This window comes from Kocuria sp. CNJ-770, assembly GCF_001942375.1.
GTDB lineage: Bacteria > Actinomycetota > Actinomycetes > Actinomycetales > Micrococcaceae > Kocuria > Kocuria oceani.
Genome location: NZ_MKJW01000075.1, coordinates 41387 through 65775, shown reverse-complemented (window position 1 = coordinate 65775; position 24389 = coordinate 41387). Strand labels below are relative to the sequence as shown.

The 24389-nt window shown below is 75.1% G+C and carries 20 protein-coding genes and 4 pseudogenes; 6 read left to right on the top strand and 18 right to left on the bottom strand.

Going from position 1 to position 24389, the window contains the following annotated elements; translation table 11 throughout:
• Positions 1 to 88: 88 nt before the first annotated feature.
• Both BJF77_RS03830 and BJF77_RS03825 read right to left on the bottom strand, forming a co-directional pair.
• Complete coding sequence (locus BJF77_RS03830) at positions 89 to 1396, bottom strand: hypothetical protein (RefSeq protein ID WP_075871314.1); 1308 nt, start codon at positions 1394 to 1396, stop codon at positions 89 to 91.
• Positions 1397 to 1560: 164 nt separating this feature from the next.
• Positions 1561 to 2421, bottom strand: a pseudogene (locus tag BJF77_RS03825) (MIP/aquaporin family protein); the annotation flags it as partial.
• Positions 2422 to 2851: 430 nt separating this feature from the next.
• Between BJF77_RS03825 and BJF77_RS03820 the strand changes: the two are divergent.
• Entirely contained in the window at positions 2852 to 3970 is a 1119-nt protein-coding gene (locus BJF77_RS03820; RefSeq protein WP_083664948.1) for an ADP-ribosylglycohydrolase family protein, read from the top strand.
• Here BJF77_RS03820 and BJF77_RS03815 read toward each other — a convergent pair.
• The 8 genes and pseudogenes from BJF77_RS03815 to clpS all read right to left on the bottom strand — a co-directional run bounded on the left by BJF77_RS03815 (position 3942) and on the right by clpS (position 9905).
• Complete coding sequence (locus BJF77_RS03815) at positions 3942 to 4631, bottom strand: 3'-5' exonuclease (protein ID WP_083664947.1); 690 nt, start codon at positions 4629 to 4631, stop codon at positions 3942 to 3944. The genes BJF77_RS03820 and BJF77_RS03815 overlap by 29 nt on opposite strands.
• Positions 4632 to 4653: 22 nt before the next feature.
• Positions 4654 to 5520, bottom strand: coding sequence for a phosphotransferase family protein (locus tag BJF77_RS03810; protein ID WP_047802177.1), 867 nt, complete (start codon positions 5518 to 5520; stop codon positions 4654 to 4656).
• A 26-nt stretch (positions 5521 to 5546) separates the two neighbouring features.
• Positions 5547 to 6197, bottom strand: coding sequence for an RdgB/HAM1 family non-canonical purine NTP pyrophosphatase (gene rdgB, locus BJF77_RS03805; RefSeq protein ID WP_075871312.1), 651 nt, complete (start codon positions 6195 to 6197; stop codon positions 5547 to 5549).
• Positions 6190 to 6973 (bottom strand): annotated as a pseudogene (gene rph / locus BJF77_RS03800) (ribonuclease PH). Before rph ends, rdgB begins: the two are co-directional and overlap by 8 nt.
• A 56-nt stretch (positions 6974 to 7029) precedes the next feature.
• Positions 7030 to 7856 (bottom strand): annotated as a pseudogene (locus BJF77_RS03795) (MBL fold metallo-hydrolase).
• Positions 7857 to 7912: 56 nt separating this feature from the next.
• Positions 7913 to 8857 (bottom strand): glutamate racemase, encoded by a 945-nt coding sequence (gene murI / locus BJF77_RS03790; RefSeq protein WP_047802181.1) that lies wholly within the window; start codon positions 8855 to 8857, stop codon positions 7913 to 7915.
• A gap of 149 nt (positions 8858 to 9006) precedes the next feature.
• The gene (locus tag BJF77_RS03785) at positions 9007 to 9567 is read right to left on the bottom strand and encodes a DUF2017 domain-containing protein (protein WP_075871311.1); all 561 of its coding nucleotides are present in this window, start codon (positions 9565 to 9567) and stop codon (positions 9007 to 9009) included.
• A pseudogene (gene clpS, locus BJF77_RS03780) lies at positions 9568 to 9905 on the bottom strand (ATP-dependent Clp protease adapter ClpS).
• A 55-nt stretch (positions 9906 to 9960) separates the two neighbouring features.
• Between clpS and BJF77_RS03775 the strand changes: the two are divergent.
• Both BJF77_RS03775 and BJF77_RS03770 read left to right on the top strand, forming a co-directional pair.
• On the top strand, positions 9961 to 11310 hold the full coding sequence (locus tag BJF77_RS03775; RefSeq protein WP_369821352.1) for a nicotinate phosphoribosyltransferase: 1350 nt from the start codon (positions 9961 to 9963) through the stop codon (positions 11308 to 11310).
• Positions 11311 to 11408: 98 nt separating this feature from the next.
• A complete protein-coding gene (locus BJF77_RS03770; protein WP_047802185.1) occupies positions 11409 to 12020 on the top strand; it encodes an isochorismatase family protein in 612 nt (203 codons plus the stop codon).
• A 114-nt stretch (positions 12021 to 12134) separates the two neighbouring features.
• Here BJF77_RS03770 and BJF77_RS03765 read toward each other — a convergent pair whose 3' ends face one another.
• The 4 genes from BJF77_RS03765 to BJF77_RS03745 form a co-directional block, all read right to left on the bottom strand.
• A complete protein-coding gene (locus tag BJF77_RS03765; RefSeq protein WP_075871310.1) occupies positions 12135 to 13937 on the bottom strand; it encodes a DEAD/DEAH box helicase in 1803 nt (600 codons plus the stop codon).
• A 124-nt stretch (positions 13938 to 14061) separates the two neighbouring features.
• Positions 14062 to 14400: a DUF3039 domain-containing protein gene (locus BJF77_RS03760; protein ID WP_082157209.1), complete on the bottom strand. Its 339-nt coding sequence runs from the start codon at positions 14398 to 14400 to the stop codon at positions 14062 to 14064.
• A gap of 1684 nt (positions 14401 to 16084) precedes the next feature.
• Positions 16085 to 16843, bottom strand: coding sequence for an ABC transporter ATP-binding protein (locus tag BJF77_RS03750; RefSeq protein ID WP_369821351.1), 759 nt, complete (start codon positions 16841 to 16843; stop codon positions 16085 to 16087).
• Positions 16844 to 17093: 250 nt separating this feature from the next.
• Positions 17094 to 18053 (bottom strand): tetratricopeptide repeat protein, encoded by a 960-nt coding sequence (locus tag BJF77_RS03745; protein WP_075871308.1) that lies wholly within the window; start codon positions 18051 to 18053, stop codon positions 17094 to 17096.
• A gap of 224 nt (positions 18054 to 18277) precedes the next feature.
• Here BJF77_RS03745 and BJF77_RS03740 point away from each other — a divergent pair, with 224 nt between their 5' ends.
• Positions 18278 to 19522 (top strand): AI-2E family transporter, encoded by a 1245-nt coding sequence (locus tag BJF77_RS03740; protein ID WP_083664946.1) that lies wholly within the window; start codon positions 18278 to 18280, stop codon positions 19520 to 19522.
• A gap of 15 nt (positions 19523 to 19537) precedes the next feature.
• Here BJF77_RS03740 and BJF77_RS03735 read toward each other — a convergent pair whose 3' ends face one another.
• Entirely contained in the window at positions 19538 to 19882 is a 345-nt protein-coding gene (locus BJF77_RS03735; RefSeq protein WP_075871307.1) for an ATP/GTP-binding protein, read from the bottom strand.
• A 63-nt stretch (positions 19883 to 19945) separates the two neighbouring features.
• Here BJF77_RS03735 and nucS point away from each other — a divergent pair, with 63 nt between their 5' ends.
• Positions 19946 to 20641: an endonuclease NucS gene (gene nucS, locus BJF77_RS03730; protein ID WP_047802190.1), complete on the top strand. Its 696-nt coding sequence runs from the start codon at positions 19946 to 19948 to the stop codon at positions 20639 to 20641.
• Between the two features lie 279 nt (positions 20642 to 20920).
• Positions 20921 to 21124 carry a cold-shock protein gene (locus BJF77_RS03725; RefSeq protein WP_017833253.1) on the top strand — a complete coding sequence of 68 codons (204 nt, stop codon included), beginning with the start codon at positions 20921 to 20923 and terminating at the stop codon, positions 21122 to 21124.
• A 78-nt stretch (positions 21125 to 21202) separates the two neighbouring features.
• Here BJF77_RS03725 and murA read toward each other — a convergent pair whose 3' ends face one another.
• The 3 genes from murA to atpD all read right to left on the bottom strand — a co-directional run bounded on the left by murA (position 21203) and on the right by atpD (position 24349).
• A complete protein-coding gene (gene murA, locus BJF77_RS03720; RefSeq protein WP_075871306.1) occupies positions 21203 to 22480 on the bottom strand; it encodes a UDP-N-acetylglucosamine 1-carboxyvinyltransferase in 1278 nt (425 codons plus the stop codon).
• 127 nt (positions 22481 to 22607) lie between these two features.
• Complete coding sequence (locus BJF77_RS03715) at positions 22608 to 22880, bottom strand: F0F1 ATP synthase subunit epsilon (protein WP_047802192.1); 273 nt, start codon at positions 22878 to 22880, stop codon at positions 22608 to 22610.
• 2 nt (positions 22881 to 22882) lie between these two features.
• Positions 22883 to 24349, bottom strand: a complete 1467-nt coding sequence (gene atpD / locus BJF77_RS03710) for a F0F1 ATP synthase subunit beta (protein WP_047802193.1) — start codon at positions 24347 to 24349, stop codon at positions 22883 to 22885.
• Positions 24350 to 24389: the final 40 nt, after the last annotated feature.

Below are 24389 nucleotides of genomic sequence, written 5' to 3'. Positions count from 1 at the left end.
GGGCCGAGGCCCCGCACCTGCAGGAGTGGATCGACCGCGGCCACTGAGCCGCCCGTCCCGCCGGGCCCGGTACCGGGCCCGGCGGGACTCAGGTGTCGTCGAGAAGGGTGCGCCGCCACCGGTGGACGAAGCCGAGGGCGCCGGCCAGGAGCAGGGCCGCGGAGCCGACGGGCACCAGGGCCGCGGTGCGGTAGCCCCACGTCTCCCCGAACCACCCGGAGAGCACGAGGCCCACGGTCATCCCCACGCTCATCGCCGCGGTCATCACCGTGGTGAGGGCCGTGACCCGCGAGCTCGGCGCCACGAGCCGCGCGAGCTCGTAGACGGCCACCAGGCAGGGACCGGTGGTCAGCCCGGCCACCGCCAGGGCGAGCACCATTCCCACGGAGTCGTCCGGGACCGTCAGCAGCATGGAGGCCAGGACCGCCCCCGAGGCCGCCCCCACCCAGCGGTTCCACAGCCGCAGCTCCTCCGTGCGGGCGGAGGCGAAGACCGCCGCGACCGCCGAGGTCAGCCCCGTGACCGCGTAGAGCCAGGCCACCGAGACCACCGCGTCCACGGAAATGGCGAAGACGACCACGGAGCCGAGGATCGACCCCAGCAGGGCACCCAGCGTCCCCATGCCCACCACCGGGAGCAGGCGCAGCTGCGCGATCCGGCGCCGCCGGAGCCGGGCCGCCCGGGTGAGCCCCGCGGCGGCGGGGGCGCGGAAGCGCAGGAGCCGGCGCGGCAGCCGCGCCGAGCAGTGCAGGAGGAAGACCGTGGTGCCGGCCAGGGTGAGGGCCGCCGAGAGTGCCAGCACGGCGGCCGGCCCGAGCGTGACGGCCACGAGCCCGGTGACCACGGCGGCCAGGACCGTCGCCAGGGAGTCCATCACGCTCTCGTGGCGCAGCGCCGTGTCGAAGAGGTCCTGCCGGTCGTCCCGGCCGAGCAGCGACCACCAGCGCAGCCGGCACACCACGCCCATCTGCGGCAGGACCAGTCCGGCGAGCAGGCACGGCAGGACCAGCCGGACGGGGTCGGGCTCGGCGGCGGCGGAGGCCCCCGGCAGCAGCCGGACGAGCCACCAGACCGCCACCGGATTCGCCAGCGTGAGCAGGACGAGGCCGAGCTGGCGGCCCCGCCAGGAGGCGGCCGCCCCCATGGCCAGCCCGCACACGGCGGAGCCGAGGGTCACGGCCCCGGCGCACAGCGTGCCGAGGGCCGGGGACCCGGAGATCAGGGCCACCGTGGTGAGCACGCCCAGCGGCACCATGGTCTGGGGCAGGCGCACCAGCAGGGTCAGCACCGGGTAGAGGGCGCCGCTGACGGCGGCGAGCTCGCGGGAGTCGGCCAGCGGCGAACGGCTGGCCATGCTGATCCCGCCGAGCGGTTCGGGGGCGCGCGTGCTGCTCACGAGGGTGGTCCGGTTCCTTCCGGTGGGGGCCGGGGCACGCACCAGCCTAGCCACGGCGTCGGTCGATGACGGAAAGCGTCGGCCCCGCGCAGCGCGGCCCGCTCCCGCGCGGACCGGGGAGGTCGGGAGCGTCCCGCGCCGGGGCGGTCGAGCCCCGCCGCCGCTCAGGCCGACGGGTCCCGCTCTGCTCCAGGACGGGTGGGATCCGCGGCGGGACCCTGGGCAGTGCTGTCCTGGGCAGTGCTGTCCTGGGCAGTGCTGTCCTGGACGGCGCCGTCCTCGAGGGTGCGGCCCTGGACGGCGCCGTCGTGGTCGGTGCCGTCCTCGAGGGCGCTGTCCTGGTGGGCCGCGTCCGGCGCCGTGCCGGTCCGCGGGCTCCGGAGGCCGGCCGCGCGGTGGGCGAGCCCGGCCACGAGGCCGCCCAGCAGGGGTGCCGCCCAGAAGAGCCACAGCTGCCCGAGGGGGGACGAGCCCGCGACCACGGCGGCGCCGGTGGAGCGGGCGGGGTTCAGCGAGCCGCCGTCGAACGGCGCGGTGACCGTCAGCAGGAAGGCCAGCGCAGCGGCCATCGCGATCGGGGCGAGCACGGCGTTGGCCCGGGGCGCGGTCGAGCCGAGCACCACGAGGGCGAGCAGGGCGGTGGCGACGAACTCGACCAGCAGGACCGTGGTCCACCCCGCCTGGGAGGCGGAGTTCGCCCCGAAGCCGTTGGAGACGCCAGCGATCACCTGGGCGGTGGTGGAGGTGTCCAGCAGGGTCATCAGCACCGCCCACAGCACGCCCGCGGCGCTCAGCGCGCCGAGCACCTGGGCCAGCACGCAGCCGATCGCGGACCCGGGAGCGGTCCGGCCCGCGACCACGGCGGCCAGCGTCACGGCCGGGTTGAAGTGGCCGCCGGAGACGTGCCCGAAGGCCACGACCGCGGCGAGCAGACCGAGACCGAAGCCCAGCGCGGAGTCGATGACCTCCGTGGCGAACATGCCCGTGCCCAGCCCGGCGAAGACGAGCAGCGCCGTGCCCGCGAACTCCGCGGCCCACTGCGCCGGGCGGAGGGGTCCTGCCCGGCGGCCGGCGCCGGGTCCTTGCGCGCGGCCGCGGGCACCGGGGCGGCGAGGCCGGTAGGCTCGGGGTCGCGCCGGCCGGCGAGGGCGGCGGTGTCGGCGCGGTGCTCCGGCCGGGCCGCGGCGACGGCGCCTGCGCGGGTGCTGCCGGCGGCGGGTCCTGGGCGCCGGGGCGCACGGGGGCCGTGCGGACGTTCTCGGTCATCGGGTTCTCCTGGGGGTCGGGTCGACACGGACGGGGGTGCCGTGGCGGTCGGGCGGCGGACGCCCGTGCCATGCAACCACAGCCCACCTGAAAGGGCGGTGAGACACCGCGGTGCGGACCCGGCCTGCACGGCTGGACGGTGCTGGCGGACGGTGCTGCTGGACGGCACGGCCCGACTACACTGACCGCATGCCTGGACCCCTCCTCCGCCCCGACGCCGGACACGACCCCGCCCGGCCCGAGTACGCCGACTCCGTGCGCGCCGCCCTGCTGGGCGGGGCCCTGGGGGACGCGATCGGCTACCGGGCCGGTGCGGACGCCCCGTCCGCCGAGCACCCGAACCCCGACGGCGGTGCCGGGCGGCTGCTGGTCTCCGACGACACGCAGCTGTCCCTCTACACGCTGGACGCCCTCCTGGAGGTCGTGGAGTGGGCCAACGACGGCCAGCCCGCCGACGAGACCGCCTGCCTGTGGCTCGCCTACCTGCGCTGGCTGCGCACCCAGGGGGTGCCCCACCCGTCCGAGGCACCACGGCCCCTGCCCCGCCGGCTCGACGAGCACGAGGTCCTGCACGCCGTGCGGGACCCGGCCGGCACGGTGCTGGAGGCCCTGCGGAGCGGACGGATGGGCGAGGTCGAGCGGCCGCTGCTGCCGGACGCCGAGGACGCCGCGGCCGTGCTGCGCTCCGCCCCCTTCGGCCTGCTGCCCCACGTGGGGTGGCGCACCCTCGCGCCGCTGGCGATCAACGGCGCGGCGCTGACGCACGGGCACCCCGAGGCGCAGAGCGCCGCGGCGGTCTACGGCTTCACCGTGCACGCCGCCGTCCGGGCCCGCCGGGAGGGGACGGCACGGCCGGTCGCCGCCGCCGTCGCCGCCGCCCGCGAGACCGCCGCGCACTTCACCCACCCGGTCGGCGAGACCCTCGCCCGGCTCGACGACGCCGTGCGCGCCGCCGGTGCGGCAGACCCCGGCCCCCGGGGCGCTGCTCGACGGGGCGCCCGGAGGACCTCGGGTGCGGCACCGACGGCGCCCGTGGTCCTGGCGGCCGGGCTCCGGGCGGCCCTGCGCGCCGAGGCCGAGGACCCGGCGGCCGCGGACCCGCAGGCGGTGTTCCGCCGCGCGGTGGGCCTGGGCACCGCCTCCGGCGTCGCCCCGGAGGCCACCGCGTCGATCGCCGGCGCCGTCACGGGCGCGGCGCTCGGCACGGCCGCCCTCCCCCCGGAGTGGCTGGCCCTGCTGGACGCCCGGGACGCGGTGGCCGACTCCGCCGAGCGCTGGCTCAGGGAAGTCGGGGCGCCAGGCGCCTGACGCTCAGGCCGCAGCCGGCGAGCAGCGCCCCGACCGAGCCTGCCCCGGAGCGCCGGACGAGGTCCACCACGATCCCGGCGCAGGCCCTGGCGTCCTCGAGGGCGTCGTGGTGTCGCTCCAGGGGGACGCCGGCGGCCTCCGCGGCCCGCGGCAGCGCGTAGGACGGCAGGTCGTAGCCGCGCCGGGCCAGCGCCAGGCTGCACGCGTACGCCAGCGGGGCGTGCCGGGTGCCCGTCTCCGCGCAGGCGGCGCGGATCACGCCCATGTCGAAGGCCGCGTTGTGCGCCACGACCAGCTCGTCGGCGTCGTCGGCGAGGATCCAGTCCTCGATCCGGGGCCACAGCTCGTCGAAGACCGGGTGGCCGGCGACGGTGCGCTCGGTGATCCCGTGGATGCGGACGTTGCCGGGGTCGAAGGCGGCGCGGGTGCGCGGGGGCCGCATGTACGCGGAGCGCTCCTCCACCACCACCCCGGCGCGGACCCGGACCAGTCCCACCGCGCACGGCGAGCCGATGAAGCGGTTGGCGGTCTCGAAGTCGATCGCGGTGAAGTCGAGGGAGGACGGGGCTGCCGGGGACCCGGCGCCGGTCGTCCCGGGCGCCGGCCCGGGAGCCGCGGCGGGAGACGGTGCGTCGGTGGCGGGGGAAGCGGGAAAAGGCACCGGAACAGCCTACTGCCCCGGCTCAGGCGTGGGCGCCGCGCAGGTGGGTTTCGATCCACTCGTCCGCCCGGGCGATGGCCTGGTTGATCTGGGCGGTGTCGAGGTCGTGGTGCATGGCGTACGCGACCGCCTGCAGCGGGAAGGTGCGCGCGTGCAGCCGGGCCCGTTCGTAGACCGGCTCGGACACGGCGGCCCGCAGGACGTCCCAGCCGTACCACAGTCCGAGGGAGGCGGCGTCGTGCGCGGGGTCGTAGAGGCAGGCGTGGTCCCAGTCGATGATGCCGGTGAGCTCCTCCCCGTCCCAGAGCATGTTGTGCCCCATCAGGTCCCCGTGCACCAGGGAGGGGGTGACGGTGGGCAGCGCCGCCAGCTCGGCCACGGCCCCCCGGGCCGCCGCCTGGTTGCGGGGCAGCAGCCGCGGGATGACCTCGTCGAGCAGCACGTGCCGGCGGCGGTGGCCGCCCCAGTGCTGGCCGGGCCGGTCCAGGTAGGCTGCGAAGCCCGAGGAGTCGACCTCCGCGAGCTCGGTCAGGACCCGGTGCAGCACGGCCGGGTCGCCGTATCCGGGCGGGTGCGGCACCCCGGGGAGCCAGGTCAGCCCCACCCCGGTGTAGCCGTGCGCGACCACCACGCCCGTCAGCGGCCGCGGGATCGGGAAGGAGAAGCGGGGCAGCCGGCGCAGGACCTCCGTGCGCCGCTCCACCTGCTCGCAGACGGTGGCGTTCTTGGCGATCCGCACGGAGATGATGTGCCCCACGTTCACCACCACGTGCGCGGAGCCGCCGGCGTGGACCTCCCACTCGCTGCGCGCCATGCGGATCCCCGCCTCGGCCAGGACGGCCTCGACGGCGCCGGCGAAGGGGAGGTGCTGGAGCGACGACCAGGGCATGGGCTGTCTTCTCGGTCCGGGTGGGGTCAGTCGGGGACGGCGCCCGTGTCCGCGCCGAGCGCGGCCAGGAGGTGCGGGAGCAGGGCGGTCATGGCCCGGCCCCGGTGGCTGACGGCGTTCTTCTCCGCGCGGGTGAGCTGGGCGACGGACCGGTCGGAGCCCTCCGGCAGCAGGACGGGGTCGTAGCCGAAGCCGCCCTCCCCCACGGGTTCCCGCAGCAGCGTGCCGCGCAGCGTCCCGGTCTCCACGTGCTCCCTGCCGTCGGGGGTCGCGAGGGCCGCGGCGCACACGAACTCGGCGCCGCGGTGGGTGTCGGGGATGTCGGCGAGCTGGTCGAGCAGCAGCCGCAGGTTGGCGGCGTCGTCGCCGTGCCGGCCGGACCACCGCGCCGAGAAGATCCCGGGGGCGCCGTGCAGCACGTCCACGGCCAGCCCGGAGTCGTCGGCCACGGCGATCAGCCCCGTGGCGGCGGCCGCGGAGCGGGCCTTGAGCAGGGCGTTGGCCGCGAAGCTCGTGCCGTCCTCGACGACGTCGGGGGCGCCCGCGGCGGCGGCGTCCAGCACGAGCCGCTGCACGTCCGCCCCGGGCAGCGCGGCCGCGATCATCTCCCGCAGCTCGGTCAGCTTCCCGGCGTTGTGGGTGGCCAGCACCACACGGGCGCCGTCGTGCTCAGGCACCGTCGCCCTCCCGCAGCGTCTCCACCTGGATCTGGGTCAGCTGGGCGCAGCCGGCGAGCGCCAGGTCCAGCAGGGCGTCGAGCTCGGCCCGGTCGAACGGGGCGCCCTCGGCGGTGCCCTGCACCTCCACGAAGTCCCCGGAGCCGGTGACGACCACGTTCATGTCGGTCTCGGCCCGCACGTCCTCCACGTAGGGAGGTCGAGCATGGGCACCCGTCGATGATCCCCACGGACACGGCGGCGACGGTGTCGGTCAGCGGCTGGGCGCGCCGGGCGATCAGCCCCTCGGCGCGCGCCCAGTTCACCGCCTCGGCCAGCGCCACGTAGGCGCCGGTGATCGCGGCGGTGCGGGTCCCGCCGTCGGCCTGGAGGACGTCGCAGTCGAGGACCACGGTGTTCTCCCCCAGGGCGGAGAGGTCGATGACGGAGCGCAGGGACCGGCCGATGAGCCGGGAGATCTCGTGGGTGCGCCCGCCGATCTTGCCCTTGACGGACTCCCGGGCGGAGCGGGTGGAGGTGGCGCGCGGGAGCATGGCGTACTCGGCGGTCACCCAGCCGCGCCCCTCCCCCTTCAGCCAGCGCGGGACGCCCTCCGTCACGGAGGCGGTGCACAGCACCCGGGTGCTGCCGAACTCGATGAGCGCGGAGCCCTCCGCCTGCTGGGACCAGCCGCGGGTGATGGTGATGGGTCGCAGCTCGTCGGGTGAGCGGCCGTCCGCCCGGGTCGCCCCCGGGATCGAGGAGGCCTGCGCGGTCGTGTCGACGGGGGTTTCCATGAGACCCACCTTACTCCCCGGTCCGGGCCGGGACGCCGCGTCCGCGGCGCCGGGGGTCACGGTCCGACGGCGGCGGCGGGGCGGCCGCTGCTGTGCCGGACGATGCGGTAGGTGTAGGCCGGCTCGGCCAGGCCGATGGGGCCCTCGAAGACCTCCTCGGCCTCCTCCACGGCCCGCGTCGGCGAGTTCCAGACCGGCAGGTGGGTCAGCAGCAGCTTGCGCGCCCCGGCGTCCCGGGCCGCCTCGCCGGCGCGCCGGCCGGTGAGGTGGATGCCGCGCAGGGCGTCGTCGCGGCCCTCGTGGTAGGCGGCCTCGCAGAGGAACACGTCGGCGTCGTGCGCGGCGCGCACCAGCCCCTCGCAGGCGTCGGTGTCCCCGGAGTAGGTCAGGGTGCTGGGCCCCATCACCCGTCGTAGTCCAGGCGCAGGGCGTAGGGCTCGGGAATGGGGTGCTCCACCAGATAGGGCGTGATCGTGAACGGCCCGATCCGCACGGGCTGCTCGGGCACCCAGGAGTGGAACTCGAACTCCCCGTGCATGCCCGGGTCGAGCGGCAGCCCGTGGGTGCTGCTGAGGTAGTCGTGGATCCCCGTGGGCCCCCACAGCGGGATCCGGGGCCCGCCCCAGCCCCGGGGGTCCCACTTGACGGCCACGTGCAGCCCGGCGAGATCGACGCAGTGGTCCGGGTGCAGGTGGCTGACCAGCACGGCGTCGATGTCGTGCAGGTCCAGGTGCCGCTGGAGCACGCCCAGGGCGCCGTTGCCCATGTCCAGCAGGATCCGCCAGACCCGGCCCGCGGCGTCCTCGCCGCTGACCAGGTAGCAGGAGGCCGGGGAGTCCGGACCGGCGAAGGATCCGGTGCATCCGATGATGGTGAGTTTCATGGGCGAGGGCCTTCCAGGGGAACCGGTGGGACGGCGGCCGCACCGGCCGCGGGGCTTCAGGCGCCGGACGGGCCGGCGCCCCCGATCATCTCCGGGGTGATCCGGGCGAGCGAGCCCGTGGGGAACTGCTCCGCCACGGAGCTGGTGTGCCGCACGCGCGCCACCTCCGGGCCGAGGAAGCGCCGGGCGAGGACCTCGAAGGACGCCGCGTCCCCCGTGGCGAGGAACTCGTGCCTGGCCGACCCGCCCGGCGCCCCCGGCTCGCGCTCGAGCCCGTGGCTGACGAGCGCACGGTAGACGTCCTGGGCGGTCTCCTCCGCGCTGGAGACCAGGGTGACGGTGTCGCCCATGACGTAGGAGATCACCCCGGTGAGCAGCGGGTAGTGGGTGCAGCCCAGGACGACCGTGTCCACGCCCGCGTCCTTGAGCGGGCCGAGATAGCCCTGCGCCGTCGCGAGGAGCCCGGGGCCGGTGGTGACCCCCGCCTCCACGTAGTCGACGAACGCCGGGCAGGCCACCGAGTCGATCCGCAGGTGCGGGGCGGCGGCGAAGGTGTCGTCGTAGGCGCGCGAGCCCACCGTGGCCTCGGTGCCGATCACGCCGATCCGGCCGTTGCGGGTCGAGGCCACCGCGCGGCGCACCGCCGGCTGGATCACCTCGACCACCGGGATGCCGTAGACCCGGGTGTAGCGCTCCCGGGCGTCGCGCAGCACCGCGGCCGAGGCCGTGTTGCAGGCGATCACGAGCAGCTTGACCCCGGAGTCGACGAGCTCGTCCATGATCCGCAGGGCGTGCGCCCGCACCTCCGCGATCGGCAGCGGCCCGTAGGGCCCGTGCGCGGTGTCGCCCACGTAGACGATCTCCTCGTGCGGGAGCTGGTCGATGATGGCGCGGGCCACGGTGAGCCCGCCCACCCCCGAGTCGAACACGCCGATGGGTGAGCCGGGATTGGGGCCGCGCGCGGCGCGGCCGCCGGGCCCGAAGACGTCGTCATCCTGCATATCGTCAAGAGCGTAGTCCGCGGCGTGCCGCCGCCCCAAACCCCACGGCGGCCGCCGCGGTGTGATCACGGCCACGGGCGCTCCCCGCACGGAATCCCCGCACGCTCCGCCGCACGTCGGCCCCGGGTCAGCCCTCGATCACCTCCGGGTCAGTGACGGGGCAGGTCGTGCAGCAGCGCCTCCATCAAGGTCTCCTGCAGCCACGAGACGAAGTTGTACAGCAGCGACATGTACGCCTCGACGTCCTCGATCGCGGACCAGTCGTCGTAGCGGCCGACCCGTTCGGCGTCCTCCTGGCTGCGGATCTCCAGCCGGTCGGCCAGCACCAGCCGGACGTCGTTGAGCGCCTGCCCGAAGGCCTGGGCCTGCTCGGGGTCCAGGCGCACGGGCTGGGCCTCCAGGGCCAGGGCGGCCTGCTTGAGCGCACCCATCTTGGTCTCCCGCAGGCCCCGCTCCGTGTACCGGCGGAACTCCGCGGCCCGCTCCGGGTCGGGGCTGGCGTCGGGCAGCAGCCGCCGCAGCGCGGAGTCCTCCGGGGCGGAGGCGTCCGCGGACACCCCGAGCATGCGCTCCAGCGGGTCCTGCGCGGCCGGCTCCTCGGGCGCCAGGGTCTGCGCCACGTCCGCGAAGAGCTTCTGCAGCAGATCCTTCTCCGCGTCCTCGAACCGGGCGGTGATGCCCTTGCGGGTCGACCGGAATCCCTGTGCCACTCAGCGTCCCCCCGCTTGCTCGAAGGTGGCCCACAGCCCGAAGCCGTGCATGGCCGCCGTGTGCGTCTCGGCCTCCTCCAGGGAGCCGCTGGCCACGACGGAGCGCCCGTGGTGGTGGACCTCCAGCATCAGGCCCGGGCCTTGCCCTCCGGGTAGCCGAAGTAGGAGCGGAAGACGTACGTCACGTAGCTCATGAGGTTGACCGGGTCGTCCCAGACGACCACGTTCCAGGGGCGCTCGGTCGCCGAGGACACCGACGTCTCCCCGGTGGTCCGGGTGCCGGTCTCCGGGGAAACGGTGGCCGCGGCGCGGACGGCGGCGGGGAGGGTGCAGTGCATGGTCCGTCCATCGTAGCGAGTCCCGGGGGCCGGGCGCACCGGCGGCGTCGCTAGAGTGGTGCCCGTGAACCAGCGCAGCCACCCGTGGACCCCGCCGCCCACGTCCCTGATGACCGACCACTACGAGCTGACCATGCTGCAGGCGGCCCTGCACTCGGGCACCGCGCACCGGCGCAGCGTGTTCGAGGTGTTCGCCCGGCGCCTGCCGGCCGGGCGCCGCTACGGCGTGGTGGCCGGCACCGGCCGCCTGCTGGAGGGCCTGGAGAGCTTCTGCTTCGACGACGAGCAGCTGAGCTTCCTCGCCGCCACCGGGGTGGTGAACCGCTCCACCCTGGACTACCTGGCCGGGTTCCGGTTCACGGGCTCGATCTCCGGCTACGCCGAGGGCGAGGCCTACTTCCCCTCCTCGCCGCTGCTCGTGGTGGAGGCGACGTTCGCGGAGGCGTGCGTCCTGGAGACCTACTTCCTGTCGGTGCTCAACTACGACAGCGCCGTGGCCTCGGCCGCCTCCCGCATGGTCGGTGCGGCGGCGGGCCGCCCGTGCATCGAGATGGGCTCGCGCCGGGCCCACGAGGAGGCCGCCGTCGCGGCGGCGCGCGCGGCGGTGATCGGCGGCTTCGACTCGACGTCCAACCTCGAGGCCGGCCACCGCTACGGGCTCCGGACCGTGGGCACGGCCGCCCACTCCTTCACCCTCCTGCACGACAGCGAGGAGGACGCCTTCCGCGCCCAGCTGGAGTCGATGGGCCGCGGCACCACGCTGCTCGTGGACACCTACGACGTGGAGGCGGCCGTGCGCAGGGCCGTGCAGCTCGCCGGGCCCGAGCTGGGCGGGGTGCGCCTGGACTCCGGGGACCTCGTCACCCAGGCCTCGTGGGTGCGCGGCCTGCTCGACGAGCTCGGCAACCCGGACACCCGGATCACCGTCACCTCCGACCTCGACGAGTATGCGATCGCCGCCCTCAACGCCGCGCCGGTCGACGCGTTCGGCGTGGGCACCCGCGTGGTCACCGGCTCCGGCGCCCCGACCTCCTCCATGGTCTACAAGCTCGTGGCCCGGGAGGACTCCGCCGGGACGCTGCAGCCCGTGGCCAAGGCCGCCGTGGGCAAGGCCTCCCTCGGCGGGCGGAAGTACGCGCTGCGCCGCCGCGACCAGCGGGGCACCGCCACGCACGAGATGGTCGGCATCGGCCGGTCCCCGCTCGACGACGGCGACGACCGGCCCCTGCTCGAGGAGTTCGTCCGCGACGGGCAGCTGCTCGACGGCTGGACCGGGCCGTCCGGCGTGGAGCGGGCGCAGGCGAGGCACACCGCCTCGATGGCCGAGCTCCCCCGCTCCGCCCGGCGGCTGAGCGAGGGAGACCCCGTGATCCCCACCGTCGTCGAGCCGGAGGCCGTCGCCTGAGCCCCCGGGCCCGCTCGGCCCGACCCCATCCCCACCGACCCGCACCGACCCGGCCCGAGCCCATTCCACCGGAGCCGGCCGACTAGAGGAGGAGCACCATGAGGACCGCACTGATCGTCGTCGACGTGCAGAACGACTTCTGCGAGGGCGGGGCCCTCCCCGTGACCGGCGGCGCCGAGGTGGCCGCCGCCGTGTCGGAGCACCTCGAGAACCACCACGGGGAGTACGCCGCCGTGGCCGCGACCCAGGACTGGCACATCGACCCCGGGGCGCACTTCTCCGACGAGCCCGACTACGTGCACTCCTGGCCCGTGCACTGCGTGGCCGATTCGGCCGGCGCGCACTCGCACCCGGACCTGGACACCGACTGGATCCAGGCGTGGTTCCGCAAGGGCGAGCACGACGCCGCCTACTCCGGCTTCGAGGGCCTGCTCGCCCCGGACGCGGACGTGCCCATGGGTGACGACGAGGACGTGGACGACGAGCCCGACGTCAGCCTGGACGACTGGCTGCGCGAGCACGAGATCGAGGCCGTGGACATCGTGGGCCTGGCCGCCGACCACTGCGTGCGGGCCACCGCTCTGGACGCCGTCGAGGCCGGCTACGACACCCGGGTCCTGGTCGGGCTCACCGCCGGTGTCGCCGAGGAGTCCACCGCCCGCGCCCTGCAGGAGATGGCTGACGCGGGCGTCGAGCTCGTCCACTCCTGACCCACCCCCTGTCTCCCGCGCTCTCCTCCGCTCACCTCCGCGAGGTTGCGGCTGTCGGCGGCCGGCGGCGCCGCGGTGGCCGACAGCCGCGACCTCGCGGGGAGGAGCGCGGGGTCACTTGCGGCCGATGAACCAGTCCTGGAGCTTCTTCACGCGGGCCTGCAACTGCTCCTCGTTGGCCTGCGCCACCGGCGGGCCGCCGCAGACGCGGCGCAGCTCGTTGTGCACCATGCCGTGCGGGGTGCCCGTGCGCGACGCCCAGGCCGAGACGTTCTTGGACAGGGTCGAGCGCAGCTCCTTGAGCCGCCGGTGGTCGGGCACGGCCGGCGCCTCCGGGGCCCGGGCCGTGCCCGAGCGACGACGGGCGTGCTGCGACTGCCGCTCCCGCAGCAGCGCCGAGACCTGGTCCGCCTCGAGCAGCCCGGGAATGCCCAGGAAGTCGGCCTCCTCCTCGGAGCCCACGGCCACGCCGCCGCCGAACGCGCCGCCGTCGAAGAGCACGCCGTGGAAGGACGCGTCGGAGCCGATGGCCTCGAAGCGGCCCTGCGCGAGGGTCGAGGACGCCTTCTCCTCGCGGTTGGCCTCCTCGAGCAGGTCGTCGTCCCAGCCCTCCTCCATCGGGTCGGCGGGCAGGCCGGTCTCCGCGGCCGCCGGCTTGTCGAGGGCGTGGTCCCGCTCGGCCTCCATCTCGTTGGCCAGCTGCATCAGCGCGGGCACGGACGGCAGGAACACGGACGCGGTCTCCCCGCGCTTGCGGGCGCGCACGAAGCGGCCGACGGCCTGGGCGAAGAACAGCGGGGTGGAGGTGGACGTCGCGTAGACGCCCACGGCCAGGCGCGGGACGTCCACGCCCTCCGAGACCATGCGCACGGCGACCATCCAGCGGCTGTCGCCGGCGGAGAACTCGTCGATCCGGTCCGAGGCGCCCTTGTCGTCGGAGAGCACCACGGCGGGGTTCTCCCCGGTGATCCGGCGCAGCTGGGCGGCGTAGGCCTTGGCGTCCTGGTGGTCGGTCGCGATGACCAGCGCCCCGGCGTCGGGCACGGTGCGCCGCACCTCGGTGAGCCGCTGGTCGGCGGCCTGCAGCACCGAGGGGATCCACTGCCCCTGGGGGTCCAGGGCGGTGCGCCAGGCCTGCGAGGTGATGTCCTTGGTGAAGCCCTCGCCGAGCTCCGCGGCCATCTCCTCGCCCGCGCTCGTGCGCCAGCGCATCTGCCCCGAGTAGGCCAGGAAGATCACCGGGCGGACCACGTGGTCCTTCAGGGCGTCCCCGTAGCCGTAGGTGTAGTCGGCGCTGGAGCGGCGGATGCCGTCCCCGTCCTCCACGTAGCGCACGAAGGGGATCGGGGCGGTGTCCGAGCGGAACGGGGTGCCGGTCAGCGCGAGCCGGCGCACGGCCGGGTCGAAGGCCTCCTGCAGTCCGTCGCCCCAGGTCAGCGCGTCCCCGGCGTGGTGGATCTCGTCCATGATCACCAGGGTGCGGCCGGCCTCGGTGCGGGCGCGGTGGAGCAGCGGCTTCATGGCCACCTGCGAGTACGTCACCGCGGCGCCGAGGTAGTCCCGGCCGTGGGAGCCGTCCGAGTTCTTGAAGTTCGGGTCGATCGCCAGCCCCACCCGGGCGGCGGCGTCCGCCCACTGGCGCTTGAGGTGGTCGGTGGGGGTCACCACCGTGATGCGGTTGACGGTGCCGCGGTCGAAGAGCTCCTTGGCCGCCCGCAGCGCGAAGGTCGTCTTGCCGGCGCCGGGGGTCGCCACCGCCATGAAGTCCTGGGGCTGGGCCTCGAAGTAGCGCTGCAGCGCCTCCGCCTGCCAGGCGCGCAGCTTGGGGGCCGTCCCCCACGCGGCGCGGTCCGGATAGGCCGGGGGGAGGTCGGCGGCGGCGGCGCCGAACAAGGACAGCTGGTCGTCCTGGGACACGGTGGCGACGTCCTTTCGCTCGTGGTGCCGCGGCCCGGCACGGGCCGCGGCGGGTGGGAGGGCGCGGCGGCGGGCCACGCAAAAGCGCCCGCCGGCGGCGGGCGCTTCGTCGGAAGGGCCGTGCTCAGCCCTGGTCGTCGCCGCTGTCGTTGCTCGGGCGCAGGCCCTCGTAGATCTCCTTGCAGGTGGGGCACACGGGGAACCGCTGCGGGTCCCGCCCCGGCACCCAGACCTTGCCGCACAGCGCGATCACGGGCTCGCCGGAGAGGGCGGACTCCATGATCTTCTCCTTGCGCACGTAGTGCGCGAAGCGCTCGTGGTCGCCGGGCTCCTGGACCTCCCGGGTCTCCTCGCGCTCGATGGTCGCGGTGCCGCCCGCCGGCTGCGCCGGGTCGGTGCCGTAGGGGCTGTCGTCCAGCCCGCTGGTCGGGGTGCCGGGAGTGGAGGCTGGGAAGGAGTGCATGGGCGCCAGTTTACCCCGTCGCCGTCGCCGGGCGTGCGACCCGGCGCCGGCTCAGCGGAACCGGGCGACCTCCTGGAGCAGCTCCGGGGCCCGCCGGTCGTACCAGCGCCCGCCCACGACCACGCCGAGCCCGCACAGCAGCGGGCCCAGCACCAGCCCGGCGGCCAGCGCCGCCCAGCCCCACCCGGCGCTCCCGCCGGCCGCGTGCACGAGCAGCGGCACGGCCGCGGGCAGCGTGAGGAGCAGCATGAGGCCAGCGCCACGAACTGCACGAGCACGTTGAGCACCGTGAACCCCTCCGGCGTCTTCAGCGGGGAGGCGCCCGGCGGGGCCACCGGATAGGTGTAGCGGGCCGACATCACCGAGGCCAGGCCGCACCCGCCGAGCAGCGCCAGCACCGTGGTGCCCAGCAGCCCCGGCAGCAGGTGCCAGCGGCCCTCCACCGCGAGGGGCAGCAGCAGCCCGAGGGCCGCGAGCGGCGCCGCGACCACCAGCAGGGCGAGCACCCGCCCCGCGCGGTCGTGCACGCCCCGCAGCCCCGCCAGCAGGTGCAGGTGGACGGCGGTGTTGTCCGAGGAGACGTCGGCGGAGATCGTGTAGGCCATCAGCGTGGCCACCATGGGGCCCAGGGCGTGGAACAGGACGTTGGGCCCGCCGGGGTCCCGGGTCAGCCACAGCAGCACGGCGATCGCGGGGATCACGAGCAGACCCGCCGAGTAGCGCGGGTCCCGGATCCAGTAGATCAGGCAGCGGGCCGCCACGGCGGCCCAGGGGCGGGGCGGCAGCCGGTCGAGGAGCCCCGCGCCGTCGCTCCCGCCGGTCGCCGCCGCCCGCTCCCCGGCGGCGCTGGTGAGGGCGCGCTGCTGGGCGACCCGCCAGAGCAGCACGAGGGCGAGCACGGTCAGCCCGGTCACCGCCAGCCGCGCGGCGGCCGCGGCCCACCGGCCGGCGGCCACGTCGGCGGGCAGGGCCCAGACGGCCCCCAACGGCGTCCAGGCCAGGGCCGCGGCGTACTCCGGGAGCCGCTCCCACACGAGCTCCAGCCCGCTGAGCACCCCGGCGAACAGCGGGCCGAGGAAGACCAGGCCCACGAGCGCGACCACCGACAGCAGCTCGGTCAGCCGGCGCCGGCGGCTCAGCCCGATCGCGAGCGCCGTGACGCAGCGGGAGCCGGTGAACAGCAGCGCGAGGGCCAGGGGCAGGCAGACGAGGGCCGTGAGCACGGCCGCGGCCGAGGACCGCCAGGCGAGCACGGTCCCGGCCAGCGCGAGCGCCGTCAGGGCCCCGGGGACCCCGACGAGCGCGCCGAGGGCCTGGCCCCACTGGACCTGGCCGACCGTGAGCGGGAACAGGGCCAGCCGGGCCGGGTCCAGGGTCGCGTCGGCGCGGGAGGCGAGGACGGGCACCAGCCACCAGGCCAGGGTCGCCGCGGACCCGGCCAGGACCAGCACGGTCCGCACGAGGGTGAGCTCCTCGCGGCCGAGCAGGAACAGTCCCACGAGCGAGGTGACCAGCAGGAACAGGAAGTAGGCCGCGCCCACGACGGTGCCCACGAGCACCCAGGTGCTGCGGCTGAGGGTGTTCAGCAGGATCCTCGCCTTGAGCCCCACGAGGTGCCGGACCGGCAGCGCCGCACCGGCGCGGCCGGGCACGGGTCCGTGCGGGGCGGGCGCGAGGCCGGGGCTCACTCCGGGCGCAGCCACGAGAGCTCCTCCCCCGTCTCCCGGCGGCCGCCGACGAGCTCCACGAACCGGTCCTCCAGGGATGCTCCCGCCCGCACCTCGTCGACCGTGCCGGCGGCGAGCACCCGGCCGCGGTCCATGACCGCCACGTGGTCGCACATCCGCTGCACCAGGTCCATGACGTGGCTGGAGACCACCACGGTGCCGCCGGCGGCCACGAAGCCGTGCAGGATCTGGCGGATGTTGGCCGCCGAGACGGGGTCCACCGACTCGAACGGCTCGTCGAGCACGAGCAGGCTCGGGGCGTGGACGAGGGCGCCGGCCAGGGCGATCTTCTTGGTCATGCCCGCGGAGTAGTCCTGCACCTGGGTGCCGGCGTCGCCGAGCAGGTCCATGGCCCGCAGGAGGTCCTCGGCGCGCTCGGCCACGACCTCGCGGTCCATCCCGCGCAGCAGGCCCGAGTACGTGACCAGCTGCCGGCCCGTGAGCCGGTCGAACAGGTGCACGCCGTCGGGCAGCACGCCCATCAGCTGCTTCGCCCGGCGGGGCTCGGCCCAGACGTCCACCCCGGCGACCCGGACCGTCCCCGCCGTGGGGCGCAGCAGGCCGGTGGCCATGGACAGCATGGTGGTCTTGCCGGCGCCGTTGCGCCCCACGAGTCCGAAGAAGGACCCGCGCGGCACGTCGAGGTCGACCCGGTCCACGGCGACCTTGGCGTCCGGGGCCCCGGGCCGGCCGAAGACCCGGACCAGCCCGCGCACGCTCAGCGCGGGCTGCCCGCCGGGCGGTGGGGCGGATCGGTCCGGTGCCGCGGACGGGACCGGGCGGGGGCAGGGGGGCGGCGTGGTGGCTCATGCCACCAGCGTAGGCAGGCGGGGTCCGGGGCGCCTCCGGCGCCACGACGGATCCCGCCGGCCGGCTCCGGGTCCGGGCTCCCCCGGCGGCGGAGCCCGGGCCCGCCGCCCGGCGCAGCGACGGCCGGCCCTCAGCGCCGGGCGGCCGAGCGCGGCCTCAGAAGAGGGCGCGCATCAGGGCGCCCCGGGCCGTGACCACCCGGGGGTCCTCGGCGCCCACCACGTCGAAGAGCTCCAGCAGGCGCCGGCGCACGGTGTCGCGGTCCTCCCCCGCAGTGCGGCGCACGAGGTCCAGCAGCCGCCGGAAGGCGTCCTCGACGTGCCCGCCCGAGACGTCGAGGTCGGCGACCGCCAGCTGCGCCGCGACGTCGTCCGGGGCGGCGGCGGCCTCGGCGCGCACCGTGGCGGCGTCCAGCGGCAGCACCCGCTGCAGGAGGTGGACCTGGGCCAGGGCGAGCTTGGCGTCCCGGTCGCCCGGGTTCTCGGCGATGGCCCTGCGGTAGGCGGCCTCGGCGGCGTCGAGGTCCCCCGCCTCGAGGGCGTCCGCCGCCTCCTGGTGCAGCGGGGGCAGCGGCTCGGGCTCGTCGTCGGCGCGCACGGGCTCCACGGTGCCCGAGATCCCGTTCTGCTCGGCCAGGCCCAGGAGCTCGTCCAGGAGCTGGGCCGCCTGCTCCGCCGGGACGGTCGAGTTGAACAGCGGCACGGGGCGTCCGCCCAGCAGGGCCACGACGGTCGGCACGGACTGCGCCTGGAACATCTGGGCGATCTCCGGGGACGCCTCGGCGTCCACGGAGGCCAGCAGCATCCGGCCGCGGTAGCGGTCGACGACCTGCTCGAGGGTGTCGGCGAAGGCCACCGACTGCTGGCTGAAGCGCGCCCACAGGGCGAAGACGACCGGGACCTGCGTGGAGAGCTCGGCGACCTCCTGGAAGTCCGCCGTGCCCACCTCCCGGCGGTAGCCCCCGGCGGCCTCCCCGGCCTGACCTCGGGGCGCGGCGGCCGGGGCGGGCACGGGGCCCAGGTCCACGGCCCCCCGCACGGAGGCCGGCAGGGTGGGCTCGGGCTGCGGGGCGGGCTCTGCGGCGCTGCGCGGCTGCTGGTGCGGGAACTCGTTCACAAGCGTCTCCTGGGGAACTCGGGGATGGACCCGACCGGGCCGGAGGCGGCCGGGCGGGTCCGGGGCGGCGGCGCGGCGGGCGCCGCGGGTCTACCGTCGATTATCGACGGCGGACGGCGGCTCGGCCACCGGAGCGGGCCGGTGTACGCTTCCGGCGTGACCGCGGCCCGGCCGGACGACGGCGCAGAAGGGCCCGCGGCGCCGCCGACCGCACTGGAGCAGCCATGACGTCACCCGAGCCCGGGCCCGCGCAGGAGCCCGGGCCGGCCCGCCCGGAACCGGTCGGCCCCGAGCCGGCCCGCGCGCGCCGCACCCACGCCGTCGACCGCTTCCTGCGGCCCCTGCCCGGGGCGCGGCCGCGCCGCCGCTTCGAGGTGCCGCCCGAGCTCGGGGAGCGCCCGGCGCGTCCGCCGCAGCAACCGGGGCTGGTCCGGCCCGTGCAGACCGGGTTCCTGCTGGCCGTGGGGGTGGGCCTGGCGCTGCTCGGCTGGTGGGTGCTGGCGAACGTCGGGCCGCTGGTCGGCTGGGTCGTGACGGCCACGTTCCTCGCCCTCGGCCTCGAGCCCCTCGTGCGGTGGCTCGAGGCCCGGTCGGTGCCGCGCCCGGGGGCGGTGGCGCTGGTGGTACTGGGCCTGGCGGGGGCGCTGGCCGCCGTGATCACCCTGGTGGTCCCCCGGATCGTGGCCGAGGCCGCCCAGCTGGCCGAGCGGGTGCCCCCGCTCGTGGACGACCTCCTCGCCTCGCGAGGCTTCGCGGAGCTGGACGCCCGGTTCGGGGTCCGCGACTCCACCGAGCAGTGGCTGCAGGGCCTGAGCGGTCGGGTCGGGTCCGACAGCGACCTGCTGGGCGGGCTCTTCGGCGGGGTCGTGGGCCTGGGCTCGGTGGTGCTCAGCGCCGTGGCGGGGACGCTGATCGTGCTCGCCCTGACCCTGTACTTCCTGGCCTCCCTGCCGGTGATGACGCAGTGGGCCTACCGGCTCGCCCCGGCCTCCCGCCGCGCCCGGGTCCAGGAGCTGGGCGACCGGATGCTGCGCGGGGTCGGCAACTACGTGGTGGGCCAGGCGTGCGTGGCCCTGCTCAACGCCGCGGTGGCGCTGGCCCTCATGCTGATCACCGGGGTGCCGTTCGCGGCGCTGCTCTCGCTGGTCGTGGCGCTGCTCGCCTTCGTGCCGCTGGTGGGCGGGGTGCTGGCCGGGATCCTCGTCTCGCTCGTGGCCGTGACCGCGGGCTGGGAGACGGCCGTGCCCTATGCGATCGGCTACTTCGCCTACCTGCAGGTCGAGGCCTACTTCGTCTCACCGCGGATCATGCGCCGGGCCGTGGCCGTGCCGGGCGCCATCGCGGTCATCGCCGTGGCCGCCGGCGGGGCGCTGTGGGGGGTGCTCGGCGCGCTCATCGCCATCCCCACGGCCGCGGCGGCCCTCATCCTCGTGCGGGAGGTGTTCGTCCCGCGCCAGGACGACCGCTGAGACCCCGGGCGCTGCTCAGCGGCGGGTGCGCCAGCACCGCTCGTGCCAGTGCCGGCGGTCCTCGAAGGCGCTCCGTGCGCCCAGGAGGGAGTCCTGCTGCCAGACGACGAGGTGGGCGATCCCCGGGGGGATCGACCGGCCGCACCCGGGGCAGACGTAGGTCTTCACCGCGTTGGCCGGACGGACGTGGCGCACCATCCAGTCGCCGTCGGGGGCCCGCTCCACCGTGGGCGCCGGCTCCAGGACCCGCTCCACCGACCAGGGCTCCCGCGCCGCGGCGCGCTGCCACTTGCTGGCGCGGGCACCGGCGGCCGGGCCGCCGGCCCGGCGGCCTCGCGAGGAGTGGTTGGAGCGGGGCACGGCGACATCCTCTCACACGGGCCTCGACGCGGGGCGTGCCCGGGGTTGGTTAGGCTGGTCCCCGTGCGTCTCGTCATTGCCGATTGCTCCGTCGACTACGAAGGGCGTCTGCGCGCCCACCTGCCCGCCGCCCGCCGTCTGCTCCTCGTGAAGGCCGACGGCTCTGTGCTCGTGCACTCGGACGGGGGCAGCTACAAGCCCCTGAACTGGATGAGCCCGCCGGCCCGGCTGCACGTGGGCGAGCCGGAGGCCGAGCTCGCCGCCGAGGGCGTGGTGCAGACGTGGACGGTGCAGGCGGCCAAGAGCGACGACCGCCTGGTCATCCAGCTCTTCGAGATCCACGAGGACGTCTCGCACGAGCTGGGCGTGGACCCGGGCCTGGTGAAGGACGGGGTCGAGGCCGACCTGCAGCGCCTGCTCGCCGAGCAGATCCACCTGCTGGGGGCCGGGCACACGCTCGTGCGGCGGGAGTACCCGACCGCGATCGGGCCGGTGGACATCCTCGCCCGCGACGCGGCGGGGGCGACCGTGGCGGTGGAGCTCAAGCGCCGCGGGGACATCGACGGCGTGGAGCAGCTCACCCGCTACCTGGAGCTGCTCAACCGCGACCCCCTGCTGGCGCCCGTGCGCGGGGTGTACGCCGCGCAGCTGATCAGGCCCCAGGCCAGGGTGCTCGCGGAGGACCGCGGCATCGCCTGCCTCACCCTCGACTACGACGGCATGCGCGGGGTGGACGACAGCGACGCGCGGCTGTTCTGAGCCCGGCGGCGCGTCACGCGCTCAGCGAACACCCCGACGGCGCGGATGATCAGCAGGCGAACAACGTTGACCGCCCCCGGGGGATGTGTGAAGCTGAACATGTTCTTCGTTCCATGTTTTGCATGCTCGCAGAACGGGTAAGCGAGCGTGATGTTCGACCCGGATCCCGACCTCCGGCCCCGCGGGGCCGGCCCGACGGTCCTCGGCTCATCTCGTCCTACCGCCCTCCCGTGCACGACCTGTGCACACGTTTCGCACCATCTCGCAAGGAGAGATTTCATGGCCCAGGGCACCGTCAAGTGGTTCAACGCCGAGAAGGGCTTCGGCTTCATCACCCCCGACGACTCCGACTCGGACGTCTTCGTCCACTACTCCGAGATCCAGTCGGGCGGCTTCCGCACCCTCGAGGAGAACCAGCGCGTCGAGTTCGAGATCGGCCAGGGCCAGAAGGGCCCGCAGGCCACCGGCGTCACGCTCATCTGATCCGCGTTCCGCGCACCGGCTGAGCAGGAGCCCCGCACCCGTCCCGGGTGCGGGGCTCCTCCGTTCCCGGGCGGCGGCTCAGTACGCGGCGCCGGCCAGGTGGCGCTCGACGGCGGCCCCGGCCGCCGCCAGCTGCTCCACGAAGTGCTCGTAGCCGCGGTCGACGTGCTCCACGCCGTGCACGTCGGTGGTGCCCACCGCGGCCATGCCGGCGATCACCAGGGCCGCGCCCGCCCGGATGTCCTTCGCCTCCACGGGTGCCCCGGAGAGCACGGGCATCCCGGCGACGAGGGCATGGTGGCCGTCGAGCCGCACGCTGGCCCCCAGGCGCTCCAGCTCCGCGGTGAAGCCCCAGCGGGCCTCGAAGACGTTCTCGGTGACCATCCCCGAGCCCTCGGCGACCGCGTTGAGGGCGACCACGAACGGCTGGAGGTCGGTGGGGAACCCCGGGTACGGCAGGGTGGAGACGTTGATCGCCCGGGGCCGCTGCGGCCCGGCCACCACCAGGCAGCCGTCGTGCGTGTCCACGCGGCACCCGGCCGCGCGCAGCTTGTCGAGCACCACGGCCAGGTGGCCCGGCTCCGCGCCCTCGATCCGCACGGTCCCCCCGGTCACGGCGGCGGCGAAGGCCCACGTGCCGGCGACGATGCGGTCCGGCACCGTCCGGTGCTCCACCGGGTGCAGGGACGCGACGCCGACGACCGTCACGGTGTTGGTGCCCAGGCCCTCGATCCGGGCGCCCATGCCCTGCAGCATCCGCCCGATGTCCACGATCTCGGGCTCCCGGGCCGCGTTGTCGATCACGGTGGTGCCCTCGGCCAGCGTCGCGGCCATCATGAGGTTCTCGGTGGCCCCCACCGAGGGGTAGTCGAGCCGGAAGTGCGTCCCCCGCAGGGTCTGCGGGACGGAGGCCACCAGGTAGCCGCGCTCGATCTGCAGCACCGCGCCCATCGCCTCGAGCCCCGCCCGGTGCATGTCCAGGCCGCGGGCCCCGATCGCGTCCCCGCCCGGCAGCGCCACCTCGGCGACCCGGCAGCGGGCGACCAGCGGGCCCAGCACGGAGATCGACGCGCGCATGGCCCGGACCAGGTCGTAGTCCGCCTGGTGGTGCAGCACGGCCGGGACGTCGATCCGCACGGTCTTCTCAACCCGGTCGTAGGCCACCGCACAGCCCAGGCGGCGCAGCAGCTCCGCCATGATGGTCACGTCCTGGATCTCCGGCACGTTGCTGATCGTGGACTCGCCCTCGGCCAGCAGCGCCGCGGCCATGAGCTTCAGGACGCTGTTCTTCGCCCCGGAGACGCGCAGCGTGCCTTCGACCGCGGTCGGTCCGTGCACGACGATCTTCTCTTCCATCCACTCTCCTGGGCGGTCTCGGCCGGGTGCCCGCCGGGCCCCGGGTACGGCCGCGGCCTCCGCACCGGTGGTGCGGAGGCCGCGGCTGTGCGTGCAGAGCGGGGCCGAGGCCCCGCGGCCGGGCGGATCAGGCGGCGGCGCCGGCGAGCTCCACGTTGTCCGCCACGATCGTGACCCGGTCGTTGTCGACGAACACGAACCCGGAGTCGATGGTGCCCTCGACACGGGCGCCGTCCACCGGGTCGAGCGCGAAGTCACCGGGCCGGAGCAGCCCGGCCACGGCCTCGTGCCCGGGCAGGATGCCGATGTCGCCCTCGGAGGTGCGCACGCGCACCATCCGGGCCGTACCGGTCCACTCCGAGCGCTCGAGGGAGACGATTTCGACGATCATCTCGGCCATGACTACTTGCCGCCGGTCCGGGTCTTGATCTCGTCCCACCGCTGCATGACGTCGTCCAGGCCGCCGACGTTGTAGAACGCCTGCTCCGGGACGTGGTCGAACTCGCCCTCGGTGATCTTCCCGAACGCCTCGATGGTCTCCGCCAGCGGCACCGTGGAGCCCTCCACGCCGGTGAACTGCTTGGCGGTGTAGGTGTTCTGGGAGAGGAACTGCTCGATCCGGCGGGCGCGGGCGACGACGACCTTCTGCTCCTCGGAGAGCTCCTCGACGCCGAGGATCGCGATGATGTCCTGCAGCTCCTTGTTCTCCTGCAGGATCGCCCGGACGCGGATCGCGACGTCGTAGTGCTCCTGGCCCACGATCTGCGGGTCGAGGATGCGCGAGGTCGAGGCCAGCGGGTCGATCGCCGGGTACAGGCCGCGGGAGGCGATGTCGCGGGAGAGCTCCGTGGTGGCGTCCAGGTGGGCGAACGTCGTGGCCGGGGCCGGGTCGGTGTAGTCGTCGGCCGGCACGTAGATCGCCTGCATCGAGGTGATCGAGTGGCCGCGGGTGGAGGTGATGCGCTCCTGGAGCACGCCCATCTCGTCCGCCAGCGTGGGCTGGTAGCCCACGGCGGAGGGGATGCGGCCCAGCAGGGTGGACACCTCCGAGCCCGCCTGGGTGAAGCGGAAGATGTTGTCCACGAACAGCAGCACGTCCTGGTTCTGCACGTCGCGGAAGTACTCCGCCATGGTCAGGCCGGTCAGGGCCACGCGCAGACGCGTTCCCGGCGGCTCGTCCATCTGGCCGAACACGAGGGCGGTGTCCTTGAGGACGCCCGCCTCCTCCATCTCGACCCAGAGGTCGTTGCCCTCACGGGTGCGCTCGCCCACGCCCGCGAAGACGGAGGTACCGCCGAAGTTGCGGGCCACGCGGGTGATCATCTCCTGGATGAGCACGGTCTTGCCCACGCCGGCGCCGCCGAACAGGCCGATCTTCCCGCCCTTGATGTAGGGGGTGAGGAGGTCGATCGACTTGATGCCGGTCTCCATCATCTCCGTGGAGCCCTCGAGCTCCGCGAAGGACGGGGCCTTGCGGTGGATCGGCCAGCGCTCGGTGATCTCCAGGGAGGAGGTCTCGACGTCGAGGGCGTCGCCCAGCACGTTGAAGATGTGGCCCTTGACCACGTCGCCCACGGGCACGGAGATCGGCCCGCCGGAGTCCTTGACCTCGGTGCCGCGCACCAGGCCGTCGGTCTGCTGCAGGGAGATCGCGCGGACCATGTTCTCGCCCAGGTGCTGGGCCGTCTCGAACGTGATCGTGCGCGTCTCGCCGTTGAGCTCGTACTGGGCGGTCAGCGCGTTGTAGATCTCCGGAACGGCGTGCTCCGGGAACTCGACGTCGACGACCGGCCCGATGACCCGGGCGATGCGGCCCGTGGCGCCGCCCGAGACCGGCTGCCCGGCCTGTTCGCTGATGGTGGCAGTCATTTCTCTCACTTCACTTGTTCGTGGTGGTCAGTTGCTGGAT